Source organism: Schlesneria sphaerica (assembly GCF_044336245.1).
In the GTDB taxonomy this organism is placed as follows: Bacteria; Planctomycetota; Planctomycetia; order Planctomycetales; family Planctomycetaceae; genus Schlesneria; species Schlesneria sphaerica.
The window spans coordinates 4293320-4315767 of sequence record NZ_CP172346.1; the positions used below are offsets into that span (position 1 = coordinate 4293320).

The following is a 22448-nucleotide window of genomic DNA, read 5'->3' on the forward strand; positions in this document are numbered from 1 at the left end:
TGAGAGAAACCACGAGCGAAGAAGGGACTCCGATTGTACCTGTGCGAAAGTTCAACAGGCAATCCCCGACTTGAGGACGTCGCACAGTTGGTGGCACGATCGCTTCTGACCGCAAATCCGTTCGACGAAGCTGACCATCCGGTCGCGGAAGGGGTGCTGAGGTGGGCGAGGCCCCCGCCGCTCGTTAGAGTGCAGGGGAATTACCGGCTTTCCTCTATCGATTCAACCTGATCCATCCATGACGACAACTCCCGAACGTGCCCCCACCCCTGCCATGCAACGGTATCTTGAGGTGAAGGCGCAGCATCCCAATGCCATTCTGCTTTTTCGCATGGGGGATTTTTACGAGCTGTTCTACGAAGACGCTGTGGTTGCTTCGAAAGTGATCGGGCTGACGCTGACCAGTCGCGATAAAGGTTCAACCAACCCCATTCCGATGGCGGGATTCCCTTACCATCAACTTGACGGCTATCTGCAGAAACTCGTACGCGGAGGTTTCCGGGCGGCGATCTGCGAACAGATGGAAGATCCCAAGCAGGCCAAGGGGCCGGTCAAACGAGATGTGACCCGCGTTGTCACTCCCGGGACCCTGACTGAAGATTCCATGCTCGACCCCCGGGAAAGCAATTTCCTGGCCTGTGTCTTCCCCGCGAAAGATCTGTGCGGGCTGGCATGGCTTGAGGTCTCGACCGGGCGGTTCGTGATGGCGGATCTGGCGCCGGAACACGTCGTCGACGAGATCGCTCGAATCCGGCCTGCAGAATGCCTCATCCCCGAAAAGTCTGAATCGCTTCCCCTGGTCCAGATGCTGAACCAGATGAATGGAATGCTGCTCAGTGATCGGGCCCCCTGGTCGTTCGCCGCTGATCAGTGCAAGCGAACTTTGCTGGAACATTTCCAGACGCGCACATTGTCCGGGTTCGATATCGACGAGGATACGCCCGGCGTCACGGCGGCCGGTGCACTGCTCGAATATGTCAGAGAAACCCAGAAAAGCGGACTGGGGCATATCACGCGCCTGGAGCCTTACCGGCGAGGGACCTGTCTGCTGATCGATGAAGCGACAAGACGCAGCCTGGAACTGACGCGGACATTGCGGGAAGGACAGCGCGAAGGAAGTCTGCTGGCGGTCATCGATGAGACGGTGACGCCGATGGGAGCCCGTTTGCTGGGGGAATGGTTGTCGAATCCCCTCACCGATGTTGCCCGCATCAATCTGCGTCTGGATGCGATTGAAGAACTGATGGCAGAACCGGTTTTCTGCCGTGAACTGCGTGAGCAGCTTCAGGAAGCGTATGACCTCCAGCGTTTGACTGCCCGCGTGGCAACGGGCCGCTGTTCTCCGCGTGATTTGTCTTGCCTGGCGAGAACACTCGCACTGTTGCCCCGGCTGAAAGCCAAGCTGTCGGGTCGAAAGTCTCGTCGGCTGATGGAACTCGAAGGCCGTCTGGACCTTTGTCCGGAACTGCGGGCGGATATCGAGGCCTCTCTGGTCGACGAACCCCCGATGCTGACGAGTGATGGGGGGATGATACGGGAGGGCTACAACGCGCAACTGGACGAATGGCGGGACCTGGCCCGTGGCGGCAAAGACTGGATCACGCGCTACCAGGCCGAAGAAATTGAGCGGACAGGAATCCCGAATCTGAAAGTCGGTTTCAATCGCGTCTTCGGGTACTACCTCGAATGTACGGCGGCTCAGTCGGATAAGGTCCCTGCGGATTACATCCGTAAACAGACGCTCAAAAACTATGAGCGGTTTATTACCCCGCAGCTCAAAGAGTACGAAGACAAGGTTCTGCGGGCAGAAGGCCAGGCGATCCAGCTCGAGCAGGAACTGTTTAACGCACTGCGGGAACGTGTCGCTCAGCAATCCGCCCGGCTGAAAGAGATTGCCGAAATTCTGGCAGAGATCGACACTCTGGCGGGACTTGCCACGCTCGCGATCAGTGCCCGCTATTGCCGGCCAGAGATCACGCTGGACCCCGTACTGGATATCCGGGAAGGGCGACATCCTGTCCTTGATCGATTGAAGCCAAGTGGCGAATTCGTGCCGAATGATGTCCGCATGGGCAAAAAAGGAAGTTTGACCCGGTCGATTCCGGCCTCCGATTCCAGCGGGGAAGCAGAGGCGTCCGAAACGCAGTCCGCACCACCCGATGCACCGGCCGACCCACTTCCTGAGGGACTTGTCCAGCTCATTACCGGTCCGAACATGGCGGGAAAGAGTACTTATATTCGACAGGCGGCCCTGATCACGATTCTGGCTCAAATGGGCAGTTTCGTTCCCGCGAGTTCCGCCCGGATCGGGATCGCAGATCGTGTCTTTGCCCGTGTTGGCGCCAGTGATGAACTGGGCAAGGGGCAAAGTACCTTCATGGTCGAGATGACGGAAACGGCAAGAATTCTCAACGCCGCAACGAAGCAGAGCCTGGTGATCCTCGACGAGATTGGCCGTGGAACCAGCACCTACGATGGCATCTCGCTCGCATGGGCGATCACGGAATACCTGCATGACGTCACGGGGTGTCGCACCATGTTTGCGACGCACTACCACGAATTGACTCAACTGGCCCAGTCAATGAAGGAATGCGTCAACTGGAACGTCGCTGTCCGCGAAGACGCCGATGATGTCATCTTCCTGCATAAGATCGTTCCGGGTTCCGCAGATAAAAGCTACGGAATCCACGTCGCTCAGTTGGCCGGCGTTCCCCGCCTGGTTCTGGATCGGGCGCGAGTGATTCTCAAGACACTGGAAAGTGACCACGTCGACGAATCGGGGCGAACCCGGGTTCCGGAACGTCGAACAAAACGGAAGATGGAACGTCAGCTCGCGCTGTTTGAAGAAGAAGAACATCCCATCATCGATAAACTGCGCCAGTTAAATGTCGACGAGATGACTCCGATGGCCGCTCTGCAGGAGCTTCATCGTCTGCACTCCCAATTGAAGCAATAACGAGGCTGCCTATCACGGCTCGCGTAGTTGCGGTCAGGGGACGGGCCTACCGCACACAAGAAGGGTCGTGAGGGATTACTTTGTCGGGGGCCCATGATCGCCGCCAGTCGGTGTACGTGGGCTGCGTTGCCGCTTCAGTAATTCGAGGGCAGCCACAAAGGCGAGTAACAGACCCGCCATGACAACTCGTCGGTCAAGAAGATTTACGCTCTGGCCCGCTCGAGCAGGGGACGTGACATTAGAGAGAGGAGAATCTGGTTCGGCCTCAGCCGGGGGGGCAGGAGGCCGGGTAGAAAGATGTGATTGGACCTGTTCGAGGAAGTCCCGTAACCCTTCCTGCAGCAGTGCCGAATCTCTCTGCGAGTCGTACACATCGTTATGATCGGTGGTAGGCATGACGATCTGCTGCTTGGCGATCCCCGACGTTGATGCGGCGGGAGCGGCATCGAACAATCTCTGCCCGTTCTCGAGCGGAACGATCTGGTCTTGCTGGCCGTGAATCTGAAGAATCGGACACGTCACCGAGTTAATCCTGCGATCCGATGGGTAACGGTCCACGAGCAGCAGGGAGACGGGAAGCACCGGGAAGTGCTTTTGAGCGACCGAGACCAGCGAGTTGAAGGTGGATTGCACAATCAGACCTCCAGGCTCAATCCCCGATTTGCAGAGTTCGCTCGCTAATCGCGTCGCGACCCCACCCCCCAGCGATTCACCGTAGATCACAATCCGGCGGGGTGAGACGTTCAGCTCTTCGGTCAGATAATTCCAGATCAATCGGGCGTCGTTCGCAAAGTTGGCTTCGGAGGGAGTGCCCGGATTGTCCCCGTAACCGCGGTAGTCAACGAGCAACACATGCGCATTCAGGGATGTCAGCACCTCCATCGGCACAAGCCGCCGGGAACGTTGTCCGGCATTTCCCGGAAAATAGAGGATGACCGGGTTCCCTTCCTTCTCCAGCAGGTTCAGGGCCTCGCTCTCATTCTTTCCGGTCCGATTCCCCGCGATCAGTAACCAGCCATTCAGAGTCAAACCGTCGTGAGACTTCACCCGGATGTCGATCACCGATGTCCGCGAAATTGCCTGTGCAGCAGGAAGGCTGGCTGAACGTGAGGGGTGGTAAATCAGTGATCGCTGAAAAAATACCAGTGGAATCAGGCATGTCAGATAGACCTGGATCGCCAGAATGACCAGTCGTTCGGCCATGCGCATGTGCCTTTCCCAATCAGCAGAGTTGACCCAGTGCGGAAGCCCTCGACGAGCATCGATTGGGGGTGCCCGTTGCCAGGGTGATTGAACTAACTTTGTGAGGCCATCAGAGATCCGGACTCAAGGTCCCGGTTATCCAGCGACATCACTTCTGTTACGACTTCGAAGGCATAGTCGGCCAGCTCTTTGGCGTTCCGGGGGGCGGAACGCAGTCGTGGCTCTTCGGGGCGGAACTCGGGGCTGCTTTGGACGCGCAGGGATTCGAATTCGTAGACGCCGAAGACGACGCGAGGTCCCTCTTTGTCATAAAGGTCCAGTTCACGCTGGAGTTCCAGTGCCGAGACGGCGGCGTTGACGTAGGAGGTGACTGCAACCAGAGTCGATCGGAATGCGGCTTTGTCCGTGATCGGCGAACCCAGGTATGTTTCCAGGGCGTGCGTGGCGCCTCTGACGGCGATCTGGATCTGATCCACGAGTGAACGCAGAGGGAAGGTGCAGGCGATGTTGGCATAGGCGTCCGGTGACAGATTCGTGTCGACTGCGGCTGTCACGGCACCGCACTTGGCATGACCCAGCACGACAACCAGCTTCAAGCTTTCCTTCAGGTTCCTGAGTGCGTAGTGCAGCGAGCCAAGACATTCGGACCCGAGGACATTACCGGCGATACGCAGGACGAAGAGATTGTTAAAGGTTTGATCAAATACCGCTTCGGTCGGCACACGCGCGTCAGAGCAGCCAAGGACGGCGGCGAAGGGGGCCTGCGTCGGGACGGCACCGGGGAACAGCGGGAGGCCCCAGGTCATGGGACTCATCGGAAGAATCATAGGCTCGCCCGTCGATTCTCCCAGCGTATGCTGCTGCATTCGATCGACGATACTTTTGAAGCGATCATTACCTTGCACCAGTTCGCTGATCGCGGCATCCGCATCGGGGATCTGTCGAGCCACAATCGGCGCAAACGGATCGTATCGGTAAATGACGTCCATCTTAAACTTTCATTTGTGTGCAATTCAGTCAGCGCGGCGAGAAATGGAAGGGCATTGTGTTCGTCGAAGCAGCCAACTGCAATACGTGACTGGCAATCTTTGACGCTAATGACGGTTGCCGTCGGGTCTGCGTTTTTTATTGTCTAATGCAGGCTGCGTGAAGTAGTGGATCAAGAAAAAGTGAACTGCCCAGCCACCGTAGGCGCTGTAGAAGTGTTCGGGTCAATCACCACGTTCGGTTCCTCGGATAATCAAGCCAACGGGAATCATCGTGATGCAGACGAGCCCCAGCACGAAGCTCACGCGATGGAGAATGGGCTTTATCTTTGTCCGGGGCGGATGAATTGTTTCAGTAATGGGCCTCGTCAAGCAGTGGCACAAGGCGAAGAGCCAGGCGAGCGCGAGTCCAGTCACGGTGCCGAATCGTGAAAACTCCGTGTGCCGCACGAGTGCCGTGATCCACCCGATGACGACAAAACTGACGGCGGTCAGGCTGAGAAGAGTGCTGATCTGGTAGACCCGCTGGCGCATGGGAAGGCCCCGCTGGCATCCGAGATGCGTCTGGTGCGGTATCGAACTCCATCCCCTCCAATGCGTCCCATGAGGGGGTATACGGGCATGATTGAGAATTGGCGTGAGGAATTCTTCTGGGCTCGGGTCAGAATGGCAAGCCAGTCAATCTCACTTCAGCAGGTTCGGCCTGCGGATGGGCCGGCCCTGTCGCTAAGCGTAGAAAGAGTGGGCTGCCTCTCTCTGGATGGGCGACTTAGTGATCTGGGCTGGACTGTTGGTCCTGGTCAGAATCTGCCGGGCCGGCCGGAATTTCCCACGGCGGACGTGGGCCGAGATACTGATAGTAGTGACACTCAATCCGACCGTTATAGAGCTTTCGGCGACGTGTCGCCCGGCGTCGGAAGAGGCGTTCAAAGCCCGGGTGTGATGTCAGGACGTAGATCGACCAGGTGTTCAGCGGCTCGAACGCGTCTGCCATGTCGTCATAGATATCGGCGGCCGATTCGCTGTCCCCGATTCGCTCTCCGTACGGGGGGTTCGTGATGATGACGCCATATTCGAGGGATGTCTTCAGTTCCAGAACGTCCATTTGTTTGAACTCGATGTCACCACCGACTCCGGACTGGATGGCATTGTTCTGAGCAACTCGCAGTACACGATCGTCGATATCGCTGGCCTGCAGTGAGAACTTTGGTTTGACACTGACTTTGTCGCGTGCTTCTTCGCGGGCCTGCTTCCAGTGCTGGCGTGTCAGTTGGGGCCACTGTTCGCACAGGAAGTTTCGACTGAGGCCAGGAGCGCGGTTGCGTCCGATCATGGCTGCTTCGATGGCGATCGTTCCGGATCCGCAGAACGGATCGAGGAATGGCCGGTCGCGGTTCCAGTAGCTCAGCAGCACCAGCGCAGCCGCAGTCGTCTCACGCAACGGGGCAACCCCCGAATTCGCGCGATATCCGCGCTTGTGCAGCCCCGGCCCGGATGTGTCGAGGGCGAGCAGGACCTGATCTTTCAGGATCGAAACTTCGACCTGGTATTCCGTTCCGGTTTCCTGGAACCAGTGGCGGTCATAGCTCCGCTTCAAGCTCTCGACGATGGCTTTCTTGGTGACGGCTTGAATCGTTGGTTCGTTGTGGAGTTGCGAACGAACCGATTTACCGGAGACGGGGAACTTGGCATCGACAGGCAGCCACTCGTGCCAGGGAAGCGCCTCGATCTGATCAAAGAATTGACCGAAATCATAAGCTGGAAACTGGCCGATTTTGACGAGCACTCGATCGGCAGATCGCAGCCACATGTTGCAGCGGCAGATGGCCAGTTCATCTCCAATGAACGTGACACGTCCGTCTTCAATCTGCTGCTCAGTGTATCCCAGGTCGTGCAGTTCGCGCGCAACAACTGCCTCGAGCCCAAACGCCGCCGTCGCAATCAATTCCAGCCGTCGAGTCATTTCCGCGATTCGTAAAACATGAGTGCGTCTGCTCTTAAGAAAGCGTAGTGTGCCACTATGTCTTCGTGCCAATGCGATGGCAACAAGAAGGGAGACCTCGATACCGTCACAAACCGAGCCAGACGCATTGGCAGAATGACGACAGACCAAACAAATCCTTCAGCAACACCTTCAGAATCGTAGCGTTTTGTGAATCGATCCGAAAGCGGTTGAAAAGCACATTCCGGAGGACGTCTCGCCCTGAACCCGTATTCTGCATATACTTTTCTGGAAACCTCTGACGAAAAACGACATCTCTGGTCGTTCGGATTTTGATCCGTATCGCACGTTTTCGCGTATGCTTGTTGCGGATCACCTCCGCCATACCGGGACGTTTAAGCCGGAGCCGCTAGTCCGCTTTTGAGAGATTCCAAAGGATAGACAATATGAGAAGTAGCAATCCTGTACTGAGCGCCGCGTCAATGGATTCGTTCCAGGGCGAGTTTTTCTCCGCCAGTCAGAGCATGACGATTCAAGGTGCTGCCACGAAGGCACTCATCCTGCTGGGGCTGTGCTTTGGAACCGCGTCAATGACATTCGCGATGACCCACGGCGGGAATTCCGCTGCGGCCATGCCGTGGATGATCGGGGGGTTCGTCGGTGCACTGGTGTTCTCGATCGCCACCAGCTTCAAGCCAAACTGGGCACCCGTGACAGCTCCCCTTTATGCGTTGGCGGAAGGATTGCTGCTGGGGGCAATTTCGGGTGGTTACGAACGGATGTTTAACGGGATTGTGCCTCAGGCCGCTCTGGCGACGCTGGGAACAATGGCCGCCATGCTGTTCGCCTACAAAACGGGACTCATCAAGGCCACGCGCGGGTTTGTAATGGGGGTCGGAGCGGCGACCGGCGGGATCGCACTGATGTACCTCGCAGCAATGGTGCTGTCGATGTTCGGCATCCGGATGTCCTTCCTCTACCAGCCCACCATGCTCGGGATTGGAATCAGCGCCGTCATCGTGATCGTCGCCGCACTGAACCTGATTATCGATTTCGCAGCCATCCAGCAGGCCGCCGAGCAGGGGGCCCCCAAGTACTACGAATGGTATTCGGCTTTCGGCCTGATGGTCACGATCGTCTGGCTTTACATCGAAATCCTGCGACTCCTGGCGATGCTGGCAGCGTCAAGCCGCAACGACTGAAAGTCTGTAACACCTGTGTAACGTCGAATCGGCCAGTCCCATCCCACGATCGGCTCGCCTCAGGATGTCGCAAGTTATCCTGCAGGCGAGCCCTTTGGACTGGCAACAAGAATCGCGATCTCTTCCGTCTGTCATCTCGAAGCAGTCTCGGTCCGAACTGCAGAGCAATTCAAAGAGCTGGTGGTTCCACCAGAATTTCTCCCGGCATGAGTCAAGCTGATCAGGTCTGTGAAAGCCGAGAAGTCTCGCCGCTACGGGCGGTGATGTGTCGTTGCGGAGCGTCGGTCTCCTGTTGGCGGGGTCTGGTCTACGAACGTCCGAAACAAGTACGTCGGAAACAAAAACGACCACGGGCAAGGATGTCCGTGGTCGCTCGGTTTTAATTGTCAGGCCGATCAGGCGCTGGCGGGCTCTGCTTTTTCAGTGCCGGTCTTCGGCGGGTGGAAGAACAGCAGCAGCAGGATTGCAGCGAGCAAGCCAGCACCGGCTGGATACAGCAGCAACTGGCGGTATTGAACCCCATTGTCGACGGTGTAGGCCTTTTGGAGTTCCGGCCAGAGATAACGTGCTGTGATGGGGCCGAGTCCCAGAATCAGGAAGTTGAACAACCCCTGTGCACTGGTTCGGGCGTCTTTCGGAAAGACTTCGTCGACCAGAATGTAGAGCGTGGCAAAGAAGAAGGCGTAGCAGACGCCGTGCAGGACGTTGACCGCAACGGCAAAGTAGGGGTCCGGTGCCAGAGCCCAGACACCGAATCGCACGGTATGGCCGAGAACACCAATAATCATGGTCCAACGCCAGCCGAGGCTCTTCAGGACATAGCCAAGGACGGCCATCGTCCCGATTTCCGCAATTTGACCAACGCTCATGGCGGGCTGAATCCAGTTGGAAGGGACGCCCACTTTTTCGAGGTACGTAAATGCGAAGAAGAAGAAGCCGTCGTGCACGGTGGCATCGATGAAGGTGACGACGAACAGCACCAGCAGGAATGGGTGCTTGAGCAACCGCATCGCTTCCAGCCAGGCCAGGGATTTTTTCTCGTCGGTTGAGGGCTTGGGTGGGGTGTGAGGCAGTGTCAGGCTGAATGCGGCAAGTATTAGCGAGGCAATTCCGGCGGTAATGAATGCCCAGCTTTTGCCCTGGTTCAGTGGCTGTCCTGTGAGTGGCGTTCCCAGCGCCTTCCCAAGCCAGGTTACGAATCCGACTTCACTTAAAGCAGGAATCTTGGACCAGTCTGCCAGGATGAAAATGAATGGCCAGCTTGCCGCGATCCAGCCAATCGTCCCCCACAAGCGAACGGGGCCGAAATCTTTCTGCGGATCGGTGATGTTCGAGAACGCAATCGCGTTGGTCACCGAGATCGTCGGGACATAGAAGAAGCAGTGGATGGCCATACAGGCAAAGTAGATCCAGTAGTTCGGTGCTGCCGCGGGCTCTCCCTGGAAGTGTTTCCACGCCATGTAACCGAAGACCAGCATGGCCGTTCCACCGATGAAATGGCTGACGGCGAGAAACTTTTCCGCAGCGAAGTTTCGGTCGACGAACTGATTTCCGAAGAACATGCCGATGATCGCCGAAATCGGGAAGGCGATATTGAGGCCGAATTGCTGCCACGCGTCGAAGCCAAGCGCCCCGTCACCGAAGAATCCGAAGCTCGACGGTAACCATGCTCCCCAGATGAAAAACTGGAGAAACATCATCACGCTGAGTTTCAAGAAGACAGAACGCTGCATATGGGAATCCTTAAATCATCCAGGTATGAGTAACAAAAGACGTCGTTTCCAGAGGCTGCGAAGGGCTGATGATGGCGTGGGCGGCCTGACGGAGCAAGTAAAGGCTCGTTTTCCGCGGGGAACCCGAAGCCTGAGAGATCGATCCTCATACCCCGTCAGCGCTCTGCGGAACGGAAAACCCGTTTGCCCGCAAGGTTACGGTTGCAAGGGGTTCCCGGTTCGGCCAACTCGCCAGGGAAGGGTTATACACCAATCCACGAAAATGTCGATTCGCGGTGAAGGGGCGGATCGAAGCGTTCCGGGTTCCCGTGGGAAACGAATGGTTTCCGTGAACAGAGAGAAGAGGGGAGCCCTGGCAGGTTCCCCCCTCTTCAGGTTCAAGCCGGGGAGTGGATCAAGCCCATGCCCGCTGGAAGAATTCCACGAAGTTCCGCCACATAATCCGTTCAACGTCATCGGAAGAATAGCCGCGCTTGGACAGCAGTTCTCCGACGCGTCCCAGGTCGGCGATCGTGTCGAGGTCAGACGGGGACTGCTCTTTACCGAAGCCGCCGTCCAGGTCGGTGCCCATGCCGCAATGGTTGGCGTTGCCGGCCAATTGACAGATGTGGTCGATATGGTTGATGACGTCATCCAGCTTCACGGTTGCCGGGTCTGAAACCCCAATGACCCAACCCGGTTTGAGCATCCAGTTATCAAACGCGGCACCGATCACAGAACCTCTGCGAATCAGTTCCTGGATCTGCTCATCCGTCAGTTGGCGATCGGCGGGAACCAGCGACCGGCAGTTATGGTGGCTGGCGATGCAGGGCCCCTGATAGACCTCCATGGCATCCCAGAAGGACTCGTCGGCGAGGTGAGTCACGTCGAGCAGCATGCCCACGCGGTCCATTTCACGCAGCAGCTTCTTGCCGTCTTCGTTAAAGCCCCCCTGGCTGCCAGTTCCAAAACAGTAGGGGCTGGGTCCATAGTGCGCGGGGCCCAAAAGGCGAAGTCCTGCCTTGTACCAGTGTTCAATCTGTTCTGGATACAGGATGGGGGGGCTGCCCTCCATGCTGAGGATGAATCCGAGGGGCGGCTGTCCCACTTCAGGGGTGCCGGCGGGAAGTGAATTCCATTCTGCGACGTGCGCGTCGAGAGCTGCTTTATCAGAGATTTCCCGCAGAACGCCCCGTTCCACCATGGCCCGGTAGTAAGCAAGCTGGCCCATCGACATTCCGTAGGCGGCTTCTCGCGACTGGGGGAAGGTGAGTGGCTTGTCTTTTCGGTGAAATCGAGGAAGCAGGGTGGCGATCATCAGCCCGACACGACCCCGGCGAAGCTCGTCCCAGGAAACGGTACAGGGGCCCGGGATGATCTTGTCGAAGTGCTGCTCAAACTCGCGGATCTTCGCCACGGGAAGCATCAGATCACGGTTCCACTCCAGTGCATTCCAGGCCATGTCCAGGTGAGCGTCAAAGATGAGCATTCAGGTTTGCTTTCGAACAGGTGGGTCTCAAAAGGTGGGTTAATCGTGCGGACCGACTTCCCACATTTATGATCTGAATACACTTAAAAAGGTAGAGATGAATCCGAAGCGACTTCTTGTCCCGGGTCTTGTCCCTGGGTCGACTGCCGCAGCCGCGGGAAATTTCGGCCGGGCGAAGTGAGTTCGTTGGACCTGTCCCGGTGAGGGGCTCAAAACCTCGCGGGAAGCGTGATCCGTCTCTGTGCGTGCTCGATGATTTGCCATTTTGACGGCTGTTTGAACTTGGCAGAAGAGCGAGTTTCGTTCATCCTATCCAGGCGCACAGGATGTGTTGGCCCATCGCAACGCATGACGGACCGGTCGTTTCCTTTCCGGGCAAAAACGGCGTTTGTGGCGTCGTCGTCTGCACTTGCTGATCGGATACCTTCCTTGACGCTCTTTCGAGGTCGACCTACACTCGATTCCTTGCGATCAAGATTGCCCGCCAAATTGAATGAAATTCCAGCATGAAAAGCGAAGAACGACATCAACTTCTGACGAACGATCTCGGCGTTGTGACCACGCGAACCGTCGGAGTTCTTGAGCGTCATATCGGAACGCTGATTGGTGGCGTCGCTCTGCTGGCGCTGCTGGCGGGTGGAATCTTCTGGTGGACGCGGACCAATGATTCCGAGGCTGCGACCGGCTGGACCTTGCTCGACTCGGCTCAGAACCTGGAAGAATTTGGCGACGTTGTTGATAAGTTCAAGGGAAAGCCGCCGGGCCAGTGGGCAGAGCTGTTTGTCGCTGAGACAAACCTGAAGACCGCTCTCCCTTTGATGTTTACGAACCGTGAAATCGCTCTCGTTGACCTAAAGTCGGCCCGAGAAGGCTTCGAGTCACTTCTGCAGCAGAACGGCGTCGCTCCGACGATTCGTGAACGGGCATTGTGGGGTTATGCCATTTGTCTGGAAGCTGCTTCCGACGGCAATACCTCCAAGGCGGTCGAAGCCTACGAAAAGCTGGTTCAGGAGTTCCCCGAATCGATTTTCAAGGCTGTTGCAGAAGATCGTGCTGCATCACTGAAGCGTGACACCGCCAAGGAATTCTACACGTGGTTCAGTCGTGAAAATCCCAAACCACCCGACGCACGTCCTCGCGATTTCAAGAATGAAAAGTCGGGCAGTGAATCGTCAACTGCAGAGCCTGACGACTTCCTGATCCGTGGGTCGGACGATTCGGGGGCGATTTTCAAAGGTCTCAGCAAAGATAAAGACCTGTTCAAAGACGCGGCCGCAGATCCCGTAATCACTCCGGAAGCCGCGAGTGAAAAGACCGAAGCCACGACCGAGGAAAAGTCTGCTGAGACGCCCGCCGCGCCCGAAACGCCAGCGGTTCCCGAAGCACCTGCCGCGCCGGAAAAGACTGACGAAACGCCGACCGATCCCGCACCTTCTTCTGAAGAAGAGAAGCCAACCGAGAAAGAGTGAGTTCGGGTCTGCAACAGTCTGGGTCAGGCGTTTGAATTTCGCGATCGGCATGGAGCCAATCGGATCTCCGGACCGGTCTTGCCAGGCAGAATTGTAGAGAGCCCTGACCCTGATTTGCATCATGAGCGACAACGAGTTCGAAGCCGAGCAGGAACTGGATCACAACGAAGACGTTCCTGTCGAGATTCCCGGGGCCCCGATCAAGTTGATTGTCGAAGCGCGGGCTCATGGCTGGCGCGTCGATCATTATCTGGCACGAGTCTACTCGAATTTCAGCCGCGCAGCGTTTCAACGCGTGCTCGAGGACAACGGTGTCCTGATCAACGGACTGCCTGTGAAGGGGGCCCGCCGACTGCGCGTCAACGACTGCGTCGAGTTCCACCTGCCGCAGATTCCTGATCGAACTCTTCCTGCCGAAGATATTCCTCTCGATATCCTGTATGACGACGATTCGCTGATCGTGATCAATAAATCAGCCAATATGATCGTTCACCCCGGTCGAGGGCACTATCTCGGTACGCTGGCCGGAGCGCTGCAGTTTCATTTTGACAAGCTGAGCGATGTGGCGGGTAAACTGCGAGCCGGGATCGTGCATCGTCTCGATCGTGACACGAGCGGTGTGCTGGTGGTCGCTAAGGACAATACGGTCCATCACCATCTCAGTCGGCAGTTCGAAGAACGGACCGTTGAGAAAGAGTATCGCGCGATCACCTGGGGTGAGATCGCGTTTGATCGTGACTACATCGAAACGCACGTACGCGTCAGCAATCGCAACCGTGAACGAATGATGGTTTGCCCTGAGGGAGGCAATTCGCGTCATGCCGCGACGTTCTACGAAGTGCTGGAGCGGTTCCAGGGTTTTACGTTCGTTCGCCTTTGTCCGCAGACGGGGCGAACTCACCAGTTGCGCGTGCATATGCACCATCTGGGGAACCCGATCGTCGCCGATCGACTTTATGAAGGTCACGCCTCGCTGAAGCGTTCTGATCTGGTGGAAGAATTGCCGGAAGCCGAGGATGAAGTGCTGATCAGCCGTCAGGCGCTGCACGCGCTGAAGCTGGGGTTCGATCATCCGGTCACAGGGAAGCGGATGGAGTTTGAAGCACCGCTGCCGGACGATTTCACGAAGGCGCTGGAAGCCATTCGGCAGTACCGAACCAAGCCCCCCCGCCGTGTCTCCAAACATCACTGATGCCGCCCGCGGACGTCGTCGGTTCTGACCGTCAGGCGGTTGTCGATCCTACTGCCGCAATGGTTCTGTGCGACTGGTGTGCGGTGGCGTGTGACGCAAGACACGATTGCAGCCGGTTTAAGCGACGGGATCCGTATTACGGCGTCGATTTGCGGCCGTGTTTTGAGGTGTCAAAACTTTACTTTCCAGCTTCCTCAGAGTAAGATCCTTCTGCTTTGAAGTTGGAACGGATGGCAGCTCACGGGCGCGCGGAAAGAGATTGCTCGCCGAAATCGCGAAGTGACCTCTGATCCTGTTGGGAATTCAGGATTACGGGATTCGCACACGCATCCGGGTAAACAGCCATCGGGGGAGAAGATTCACTTTGTCTCTGTTTGTTCGTTTGCCATTGAAGACGCTTGCTTGCCTTGGACTTCTGATTTGCTCGGGGTGTCTTGGAACTTCGACGGAGACGACTCCGCAGGGCCAGCGTATCAAGATTGTGGCCACTACAGGAATGGTCGCTGATCTGGCTCAACAAGTTGCGGGTTCGCACGCCGACGTAGTGAAGCTGATCGGTTCCGGGGTCGATCCTCATCTGTTTCGGGCCACTCGTCGTGACGTCAAGCAGTTACAGGAAGCGGACGTCGTCTTTTACTCAGGCCTGTTGCTCGAAGGGCGGATGCAGGACGCCTTGCAGCAGGTGGATCGGGCAAACCGGCCTGTGGTGGCGATTACTTCGTCGCTCGACAAAAGTTACTTGCGATCACCCCCCGAATTCGAAGGGCATTTTGATCCCCATGTCTGGATGGATGTGACCGCGTGGAGCCAGTGCATCGATGTGATTGTCGAGACCCTGTCGAAACGCGATCCTGCTCACGCAGACGAGTTTCAACAGAACGCCAGAAGCTATCAGGCCGAGTTGGAAAAGCTCGATCGCTACGTTCGGGAGGTGGTGGCTTCGATCCCGGAATCACAGCGAGTGCTGGTAACGGCTCATGACGCATTCGGCTATTTCGGGCGTGCTTACGGAATTGAAGTCCGTTCAGTGCAAGGAGTCACGACGGAATCCGAGGCGGGAGTGCATGATGTGAATCGGCTCGTCGATTTCCTGGCGGAACGAAAGATTCCGGCGATCTTCGTGGAAAGCAGCGTCAACGAGAAAAACATTCGAGCCGTCATCGAAGGGACGCAGTCCCGAAACGTCGCTGTCCGGATCGGGGCGGAGCTCTTCTCTGACGCGATGGGGGCAGAAGGGACGTATGAGGGAACGTACATTGGGATGATCGACCATAATGCGACCCGGATCGCGCGAGCCCTGGGTGGGACGGCTCCCGAGACAGGGCTGAATGGGCGGCTGGCCCCTGAGTCCGACGACGCGAAACGAGGGGGCGGGATGTGGCTGGTCCTTCCCGGAGCAATTACACCGGGCCTGCTGGCTGTCCTGCTGATTTCTCTGCTCGTTGCCTGCCGCAGGGGATCTGGACGTCTGTCGGTCTCTTTTGTCTCTTGTTTTTCCCTGTTCCCACGTCGGGGTATCTGTCCGCTAGAGTAAAAGTATTCCCTCCATTTGAAGTTCCCATGTCTGCCATTCATCCGACGACATCGCCACTCTCGATCCATGATATGACCGTTGCCTATCAGGGGCGGCCGGTCTTATGGGATATTGACTACGACGCTCCTCCCGGGAAGCTGGTGGCCATTGTAGGACCCAATGGTGCCGGCAAAAGCACCTTGATTAAGGCGGTTCTCGAACTGATTCCGCGAACGGACGGGGAAGTGCGCTTCTTCGGAAAGACCTACCAGCAACAGCGTGGGCGCATCGGGTATGTGCCGCAACGGACAAGCGTCGACTGGGACTTCCCGGTGAATGCCCTCGATGTGGTCGTGATGGGACTGTATCGTCAGATCGGGTGGTTTCGTCCCGTGAGCAAGGCGTTTCGGCAGCAGGCACTCGCTGCGTTAGAGCGAGTCGGGCTGGCTGAGTTCGCGGGGCGACAGATCAGCGAACTGTCCGGCGGTCAGCAGCAGCGTGTGTTTCTGGCGCGGGCCCTCGTCCAGAATGCCGATCTGTACCTGATGGACGAACCGTTTGCGGGGGTCGATGCGGCGACCGAACGGGCCATCGTGGAACTGTTGCGAGAACTGCGATCGGCGGGGAAGACGGCTCTCGTGGTGCACCACGACCTTCAAACCGTTGCAGAGTACTTTGATGAAGTGTTGCTGCTGAACATGCGGCTGGTGGCGAGCGGCCCCGTGGAACAGGCCTTTACGACAGAAAACCTTCGGCGAACCTACGGTGGAAAACTGGCCCTGCTCGATCAGGTCGGTCATCGCATGCGCCATTCCAATGTGACGCTGCCGTAACGGTTTTTGATACGGCTCATTGGTCCGGCAGTTCGTCTCACAAGGCGCCCTGATTCCCTTCCCCAGCCCTCCCCAAGGGGGCGGATTTCTGCTTATCGGGTCGCCAGGGGAATCAGGAACTGACGGAGCTGATCTTCGGGTGACAGAACGAAGGCATATTCGCGATTTCGGACGAGTGCGTTCGTGGCGAGTTGTGAGCGAAGTTTCGCCCGTGTCTCGTCGTATGCAGCCCGGGCTTGCTCTGCCTGCAGCAGCAGCTGCGATCGGATTTCTGCTAATCGCTGGTGCTGCGCGGGTGTGAGATGCCCCCGTAGCTGGTTCTGCTCGCGCAGACGCCGGGCTTCCTCCAGGATTGCCGTTTTCTCGGCAATCAAAGGGTCGACCTGGGTAGAGTGTTCGAGATGCCGGTCGGGATTGTAGTTCAAGTCCCTCAGGCGGTGATTGATGTCGATCAAGTCAGACTGGGTTGCTGGAAATGGCTCACCGAGAGGCAGGTAGAGCGTGGCAGATACCGTCAGGAACTCCGGGGCGACCATGCCAAACAGTCGGGCGCAAAGTTGGTCTGTCATGGCATCGTACTTGGCACCGCCGATTCCGTGAACGAACAAATCGGCCAGGCACATTCGCGAGAATAAGGTCGTCGTCAGGGCCCGCGTCCGGATGCGAATTCCGCGCGCGGGGAGCGTCTTCAGCAGTTCCACCGCTTCCTGAAGCGATTCGTTATCGGAAACAGGGAATCGGGCCACGACTTCGTTCTGGTGTCTCAGCTCACATTCAGCGCCGATGCGACGAGCGAACAACCGGCCCCGTTGCGTTTCCCCTGCACGCCAGATCCAGAACGGGGCTTCGAGCCAGCCATCAGTCGATTCGAGATCGGGGATCGGCTGCATGAGATTCCGCAGTCGATGGGCGCGACGATAGTCTCCCACGACTTCGTTGTAAGCCTGGTGCAGTTCCGGCAGTCGGGTCAGCAGGTGCGCGAAGAACCACAGGAACGAATCTGTCTGGCAAAGTCGCGACATGGGGAGTTCAAGATTCTGCAGTCCCCAGTCCCGCTCCACATGGGCTCGCAACGCGGTCAATCCGTCGCAAAGTCGCTGAGAGACTGATAGCGACTGGACAGCGGCGTCCCACGCAGACCCGATCAACGGCCGAAAGCCCCAGTTGGCGCGCAGTTGCTTGTCGATAAGCGGACCGAACTCGCGATACAGGTCGGCGTCCAGGACCGTTGCCTCTTCCCAGGGAAGAGTGGGCCGTGGAGTATCGAACGGCAAACGGTCGATGGAGAGTTTCGCGCGATCTCCAGTGGGGATTCTCAACGTCGTGGAGTTGAGGGTGTCATTGTCGATGACCAGATTGATTGCGGTTGCCTGGTTGCGTCGCGCAATCCCGGCCAGTGCAAAGTTCTTGGCCCACACTCCCACGTGGAATAGCTCGGGCTGGTGGCCACTGACCACGCAGGACTCGGATGGCGGGGCAGGAATTTCTCGCTGCAGCAGGGACTGGGTGTAGTCGAGTCCCTGTGCGACGGCTTCACGTCGGGCAGCCGCCCGTAGTTCAGTTAACGGGCGGCCGTTCAGTGTCGTTCGCGTCTCACTGAAGAGGCGGCGATTCTCGTCGACGAGGCGATCGGCTTCGTCTAAATCGGGGATACTCAGCAGTGAGTTGTTCTCACGCGGCACCCGAAATCGCTGAGGGTTCAAGTGGTCTCTCATCCCTCGACATTAACCGAACGTCACCCCATTTCTGAAGTGATCCGACCCCATGCCGCAGGAATTAATAGATCGAGAGCAAAATCCCGTACTGCTGTACGATGGCGAATCGAGTGACCAGGCGAACAAGTTCTGTCAGCGAGCGGACTTCCAGCTTCTTCATCAGCGAAGCTCGCCGCATTTCGACAGCCCGTTCGGTAATGCCGAGACGCATTGCCAGAACCTTGTTCGGCAGGCACTCCATCAACAGATCGAGAACCTCGCGGTCTTTCGTCGTGAGCTTTGCAACCCGTTGCTCAACGGCGGCCCAGTAAACCCGCCGACGATGCAGCTCTTGCTCTGATTCGTGCACCAGCAATGCTGCAGGCGTGGCGGCTTCCTGGGCGACCAGGCCCACGCGTGACAGTTGATTAAGAACATAGCCCCTGGTCGTCGCATCTCCACCAATCACATGCAGTGAAGGGTGTCGCGAAGACAAAGGAGCAACATCGGTAGTGTAGTCGTTGAGTGCGATCATAATAAAAACAGCATTAAGCAACCGGCGTTCCAATCGACTGTTTCTCGCCTAATGAACGCCAATGTTGCTGAAAAGCAGCAAAGAAACAGCGGAAATTCCTGTCGCAGGACGGGAGGTTCAATGGCCCTGACGTTCTTGCTGCTAAGAAAATTTGCACTCTTGCTACCGATGAAATCATGCGATCCCGACGCATCGAAATGTTCGTTGGGGTCACGTCCCGGGTGATGCACGTCCCTCTGAGTTTGCTGTTGAGGCTACTGAAGGGAAGAGAGAGGAGGAGGGTTCTGGCGCGAGAAGTAGGCGAGGAGCCCTGGTGTCAGCGGCCCTCGGAACAAGCCTGAAATGGGGGGAGTTGCCGACGTGGGAGTCCGTTACAGCAATTCTCTGCGCGGTCTGTGCTGTCCCGCAAAGGATGTGCTGGTCTGTTCAGCCATTTCGGAATCGGCTGAGGTGGGAATCGTCGCGTTGGATTTGGGATCGATCACGAAACGATCAGTCGCTCATCCCCGATCTCGACGATGTCTCCGGGCGATAGCTTTTTCCCTCTTCGCGTTTCAACGACTCCATTCAGACGGACTTCACCCGTCTGAATCAGAATTTTTGCCTGACCCCCGGTCACAACGATGCCGGACTGCTTGAGAAATTGATCGAGTGTGATGGGGGAAGGATTCTGTTCGGACACGTCAGTTCTCAAAAGGTGAGGATTGGATTTCGGGATTTGAGTCGGTGGGATATCGTGTGGCATTCGATTTCGCCCAAGTTGCACAACCGTGATGCCTTCTTGAGGACGACATCACGAGACAACAAGCCGTCGCACTTCGTGAAGGAAATTTCTGAATGTCAACAAGTGAGAGCAAGCAGCACGTAAGCTATTTCATTTTTGACATCGAAACCATCGCTGACGGAGATCTCGTTTCCAAGATTCGCTACCCAAAGGAAAATCTCAGTCCGGCCGAGGCACTTACCCGGTACCGCGCACAATTGATGGAAGAAACGGGAAGAGATGTCCTGCCGGTGACGTTCGTGCTGCCGATTTCTGTGGCGGTGGCGAAGGTGGATGCGGACTATCGGTTGCTGGATGTCGCCGTGCTGGACGCTCCGAATTTTCGTCCGCATGTCATTACACGCCACTTCTGGCAGGGGTGGAGCGCGTACGGTCGGCCGACACTGGTCAGCTTTAACGGCCGCACCTACGATATCCCGGTGCTGGAACTGGCTGCCTATCGCTACGGATACACCGTCCCGGCGTGGTTCAACGTCGAAGCCCGCACCTATGAACAGTCCCGCAATCGGTATAACTCGCAGTCGCATCTGGATCTGCTCGACCTGCTTTCAAATTTCGGAGCGTTCCGGATCAGCGGCGGGCTGAACCTGCTGGCCAATATGATCGGCAAGCCGGGGAAATCCGGCGTTGATGGCTCTCAGGTCCAGGGAATGTATGAGGCCGGTGAAGTCGCGGCGATCAACGACTATTGCCGTTGCGACGTACTGGATACGTATTTTGTGTTCCTTCGCACACGTGTCTTGCTCGGAAAGCTGACTGTCGAAGACGAACATCGTCTCGTCGCCGAGGCAAAGGCCTGGCTGGAAGAGAAGAGCGAATCGATTCCGGTCTACAAGCACTATCTGTCACACTGGGGTGACTGGCAGCCTCCTGTCGATTGAAGCCTGGTCCGACGAGTTCCTGCGCCTGTCCACCCCGCGCATCGGAGGGGGCGCATGATCGACCGCCTGACAACACGTTCCGGCAGGACTATTCGACATCGGCCTCTGACTGCAGGTAGGTTTTCTCGCGGAACGTGGCCACGACCACGAGGAACCCTAAAGCGGCCACCAGCATGAGTCCCGTGAAGAACCAGTAATAACTGGCCCCGGGCAGCTTGCTCGAACCGTCTGCGTTTTGAATGAAGACGTTGACCAGTGCCGTTAAGGCATTCCCCAGCGAAACCGACAGCAAGTACAAAGACATGACGAGTGATTTCAGCTTGTTGGGCGCCTGCGTATATGAGAACTCAAGGAACGTGATTGAAACCAGAATCTCGCCGAGCGTGAGGATCAGGTAAGCGACTAACTGCCAGACGATATGGGGCTTGTAGCCTTCGGCGGCGACATCCGGCCACACCGGTGATGCCAGGGAATGCGCGTCCGCTGGAGGCTGGGATTCTGCTGCATGCACTTCCACGTGCGACTTGCTCCAGTCGATGTGATTCTTCACATCTCCTGTGAAGGTTGAAGGAATCGCGATTGCCAGACGGATATAGGGAGTCGAGACCGGTTCGTTCAGGTTGACCACTTGAGCCTGGGACGGGTCGGCTTCGAATTGTTGCGATGCCGCCTCGGTCCAGGGGCCTTTTGGTGTGGGGCCGACGTCGACTCGCAGAGTGAAAGGAACTGTCGGTTCACCGGTAGACGCGGAATTCGCCTGGGCATCGCGCTGCTGCCAACTGACGGACTTGATGTTCCAGGCACGATTTTCGCGCAGGCGGATGATCAGTTCTCGTTCCGCCAGGATTCCCGTAGCAGGGGCTGTTTCCACATTGGCGCTGCGGACGACTTTGCCGCCGACGATCTGCGACTCGATCCATCCGCTCACCCCGAATGCCAGAGATGTGAGAAAGAATCCGATCGCAATCTTGCCGAGCGAAGTCAGGGGAAACAGTTTGTTAAGAAGCGGGTAGAGACCGTACGTGCAGAGCGGAATCAGGACGAGTACCAGAATTGGATTGATGGCTTGAATCTGGGATGGCAGCCACTCAACGCCCAACCAGTTGCGGTCCATTCCCTCGGCCTGTTCCACCCAGGCCGACGCCGTCTGGTCGTAAAGTGCCCAGAAGACTGCGACGAACAGGTAAAGGGGAATCAGCCGCCCCACGGCGCGTAAGCCTTCGATGCTGAATATCTCACGGATAAACGCTGCACCTCCCGGTTTGACGTGGACGAACTTTTTCCGGCCCAACCAGAAGACAAAGGTCGCGAAGAACATCAGCAAGCCGGGCAGGCCGAAGGCAAGATGGGGCCCCCAGTGCGGCCCGAATCGTTGCAGGAGAATCGGAGTGATGATCGTCGAGATGAAGGCTCCGAAATTGATCGAAAAGTAAAACCAGCTGAAGACACGCGGCAACAGGTGCTGGTTTTGCTCCGTGAACTGATCACCTACGTGTGCCGAAACGCACGGTTTTATTCCTCCGGATCCGATGGCAATCAGGGTGAGACCCGACAGGAGACCCCAGCGGCCAGGGATCGCGGCGAGGGCCAGATGTCCCAGACAGTACACCAGCGACAACCAGAAGATGGTGCGGTATTTCCCGAGCAACCAGTCGGAAAGAATGGCCCCTGCAATCGGGAAAAAGTAAGCGGAAGCAACGAACCAGTGAACCGCGGCGCGGGCATCTTCCGTCGACATCGGATCGGGTTGTCCCGCCCCATCGAGCAGATACTTCGTCATGTAGACGAAGAGAATCGCCTTCATCCCGTAGAAACTGAACCGTTCGGCTGCCTCATTACCGACGATGTAGGGAATTCCCGGAGGCATGCGATTGGACGGAGAGGATTCGCTCAATTCAGTTGCCTTGGGTTCGGGCATTTTTCGTGTTCTTTCGGAGAGAAAGTCATCGTTCACGTGAACAGGAGAATAAACGAATTGCAAGGCAGGTTCGAGCAAGTGACCGTCAGGGTCACCTGCTGATCGGCCCCGTCCTGCTCGCCCATGTCCCCCCCCCTCC

Annotated in this window: 17 protein-coding genes; 7 read left to right on the forward strand and 10 right to left on the reverse strand. The window is 57.2% G+C overall.

Annotated elements, in window-relative coordinates:
- Positions 1–238 precede the first annotated feature (238 nt).
- Complete coding sequence (gene mutS, locus ACGY09_RS15615; protein ID WP_397568459.1) at positions 239–2956, forward strand: DNA mismatch repair protein MutS; 2718 nt, start codon at positions 239–241, stop codon at positions 2954–2956.
- A 75-nt stretch (positions 2957–3031) separates the two neighbouring features.
- On the opposite strand, the gene ACGY09_RS15620 is transcribed toward mutS, so the two are convergent.
- From ACGY09_RS15620 to ACGY09_RS15635, 4 genes are all read right to left on the reverse strand, one after another.
- Positions 3032–4159, reverse strand: a complete 1128-nt coding sequence (locus ACGY09_RS15620) for an alpha/beta hydrolase (RefSeq protein ID WP_397568460.1) — start codon at positions 4157–4159, stop codon at positions 3032–3034.
- Positions 4160–4251: 92 nt separating this feature from the next.
- Complete coding sequence (locus ACGY09_RS15625; RefSeq protein WP_397568461.1) at positions 4252–5148, reverse strand: carbonic anhydrase; 897 nt, start codon at positions 5146–5148, stop codon at positions 4252–4254.
- Positions 5149–5370: 222 nt separating this feature from the next.
- A complete protein-coding gene (locus ACGY09_RS15630; protein WP_397568462.1) occupies positions 5371–5679 on the reverse strand; it encodes a hypothetical protein in 309 nt (102 codons plus the stop codon).
- Between the two features lie 235 nt (positions 5680–5914).
- Positions 5915–7108: a class I SAM-dependent RNA methyltransferase gene (locus ACGY09_RS15635; RefSeq protein ID WP_373649304.1), complete on the reverse strand. Its 1194-nt coding sequence runs from the start codon at positions 7106–7108 to the stop codon at positions 5915–5917.
- A 425-nt stretch (positions 7109–7533) separates the two neighbouring features.
- On the opposite strand from ACGY09_RS15635, the gene ACGY09_RS15640 reads away from it, so the two are divergent.
- Positions 7534–8289: a Bax inhibitor-1/YccA family protein gene (locus tag ACGY09_RS15640; protein ID WP_373649303.1), complete on the forward strand. Its 756-nt coding sequence runs from the start codon at positions 7534–7536 to the stop codon at positions 8287–8289.
- Positions 8290–8684: 395 nt separating this feature from the next.
- Here ACGY09_RS15640 and ACGY09_RS15645 read toward each other — a convergent pair whose 3' ends face one another.
- Both ACGY09_RS15645 and ACGY09_RS15650 read right to left on the reverse strand, forming a co-directional pair.
- Positions 8685–10022 (reverse strand): MFS transporter, encoded by a 1338-nt coding sequence (locus ACGY09_RS15645; RefSeq protein WP_397568463.1) that lies wholly within the window; start codon positions 10020–10022, stop codon positions 8685–8687.
- Between the two features lie 394 nt (positions 10023–10416).
- A complete protein-coding gene (locus tag ACGY09_RS15650; RefSeq protein WP_397568464.1) occupies positions 10417–11490 on the reverse strand; it encodes a dipeptidase in 1074 nt (357 codons plus the stop codon).
- A 506-nt stretch (positions 11491–11996) separates the two neighbouring features.
- On the opposite strand from ACGY09_RS15650, the gene ACGY09_RS15655 reads away from it, so the two are divergent.
- The 4 genes from ACGY09_RS15655 (at position 11997) to ACGY09_RS15670 (ending at position 16497) form a co-directional block, all read left to right on the forward strand.
- Positions 11997–12959 carry a tol-pal system YbgF family protein gene (locus ACGY09_RS15655; protein WP_397568465.1) on the forward strand — a complete coding sequence of 321 codons (963 nt, stop codon included), beginning with the start codon at positions 11997–11999 and terminating at the stop codon, positions 12957–12959.
- Positions 12960–13080: 121 nt separating this feature from the next.
- On the forward strand, positions 13081–14151 hold the full coding sequence (locus ACGY09_RS15660; protein WP_397568466.1) for an RluA family pseudouridine synthase: 1071 nt from the start codon (positions 13081–13083) through the stop codon (positions 14149–14151).
- 364 nt (positions 14152–14515) lie between these two features.
- Positions 14516–15685, forward strand: a complete 1170-nt coding sequence (locus ACGY09_RS15665) for a metal ABC transporter solute-binding protein, Zn/Mn family (protein ID WP_397568467.1) — start codon at positions 14516–14518, stop codon at positions 15683–15685.
- 26 nt (positions 15686–15711) lie between these two features.
- Positions 15712–16497 (forward strand): metal ABC transporter ATP-binding protein, encoded by a 786-nt coding sequence (locus tag ACGY09_RS15670; RefSeq protein ID WP_373649297.1) that lies wholly within the window; start codon positions 15712–15714, stop codon positions 16495–16497.
- 92 nt (positions 16498–16589) lie between these two features.
- On the opposite strand, the gene ACGY09_RS15675 is transcribed toward ACGY09_RS15670, so the two are convergent.
- The 3 genes from ACGY09_RS15675 to ACGY09_RS15685 all read right to left on the reverse strand — a co-directional run bounded on the left by ACGY09_RS15675 (position 16590) and on the right by ACGY09_RS15685 (position 19408).
- Positions 16590–18200, reverse strand: a complete 1611-nt coding sequence (locus tag ACGY09_RS15675) for a hypothetical protein (protein ID WP_397568468.1) — start codon at positions 18198–18200, stop codon at positions 16590–16592.
- 73 nt (positions 18201–18273) lie between these two features.
- Positions 18274–18747 carry a LuxR C-terminal-related transcriptional regulator gene (locus ACGY09_RS15680; protein WP_397568469.1) on the reverse strand — a complete coding sequence of 158 codons (474 nt, stop codon included), beginning with the start codon at positions 18745–18747 and terminating at the stop codon, positions 18274–18276.
- A gap of 460 nt (positions 18748–19207) precedes the next feature.
- Positions 19208–19408 (reverse strand): RNA-binding S4 domain-containing protein, encoded by a 201-nt coding sequence (locus ACGY09_RS15685; RefSeq protein WP_373649294.1) that lies wholly within the window; start codon positions 19406–19408, stop codon positions 19208–19210.
- A gap of 155 nt (positions 19409–19563) precedes the next feature.
- Between ACGY09_RS15685 and ACGY09_RS15690 the strand changes: the two genes are divergently transcribed.
- Positions 19564–20391, forward strand: a complete 828-nt coding sequence (locus tag ACGY09_RS15690) for a 3'-5' exonuclease (RefSeq protein WP_397568470.1) — start codon at positions 19564–19566, stop codon at positions 20389–20391.
- Positions 20392–20479: 88 nt separating this feature from the next.
- On the opposite strand, the gene ACGY09_RS15695 is transcribed toward ACGY09_RS15690, so the two are convergent.
- Complete coding sequence (locus ACGY09_RS15695; protein WP_373649292.1) at positions 20480–22309, reverse strand: POT family MFS transporter; 1830 nt, start codon at positions 22307–22309, stop codon at positions 20480–20482.
- Positions 22310–22448: the final 139 nt, after the last annotated feature.

Bases quoted from the DNA above. Each gene is read 5' to 3' on its own strand.
- ACGY09_RS15625 (WP_397568461.1), bottom strand. From the start codon at position 5,148: ATGGACGTCATTTACCGATACGATCCGTTTGCGCCGATTGTGGCTCGA.
- ACGY09_RS15620 (WP_397568460.1), bottom strand. From the start codon at position 4,159: ATGGCCGAACGACTGGTCATTCTGGCGATCCAGGTCTATCTGACATGC.
- ACGY09_RS15650 (WP_397568464.1), bottom strand. From the start codon at position 11,490: ATGCTCATCTTTGACGCTCACCTGGACATGGCCTGGAATGCACTGGAG.
- ACGY09_RS15660 (WP_397568466.1), top strand. From the start codon at position 13,081: ATGAGCGACAACGAGTTCGAAGCCGAGCAGGAACTGGATCACAACGAA.
- ACGY09_RS15670 (WP_373649297.1), top strand. From the start codon at position 15,712: ATGTCTGCCATTCATCCGACGACATCGCCACTCTCGATCCATGATATG.
- ACGY09_RS15695 (WP_373649292.1), bottom strand. From the start codon at position 22,309: ATGCCCGAACCCAAGGCAACTGAATTGAGCGAATCCTCTCCGTCCAAT.
- ACGY09_RS15635 (WP_373649304.1), bottom strand. From the start codon at position 7,108: ATGACTCGACGGCTGGAATTGATTGCGACGGCGGCGTTTGGGCTCGAG.
- mutS (WP_397568459.1), top strand. From the start codon at position 239: ATGACGACAACTCCCGAACGTGCCCCCACCCCTGCCATGCAACGGTAT.
- ACGY09_RS15655 (WP_397568465.1), top strand. From the start codon at position 11,997: ATGAAAAGCGAAGAACGACATCAACTTCTGACGAACGATCTCGGCGTT.
- ACGY09_RS15630 (WP_397568462.1), bottom strand. From the start codon at position 5,679: ATGCGCCAGCGGGTCTACCAGATCAGCACTCTTCTCAGCCTGACCGCC.
- ACGY09_RS15690 (WP_397568470.1), top strand. From the start codon at position 19,564: ATGTCAACAAGTGAGAGCAAGCAGCACGTAAGCTATTTCATTTTTGAC.
- ACGY09_RS15645 (WP_397568463.1), bottom strand. From the start codon at position 10,022: ATGCAGCGTTCTGTCTTCTTGAAACTCAGCGTGATGATGTTTCTCCAG.
- ACGY09_RS15640 (WP_373649303.1), top strand. From the start codon at position 7,534: ATGAGAAGTAGCAATCCTGTACTGAGCGCCGCGTCAATGGATTCGTTC.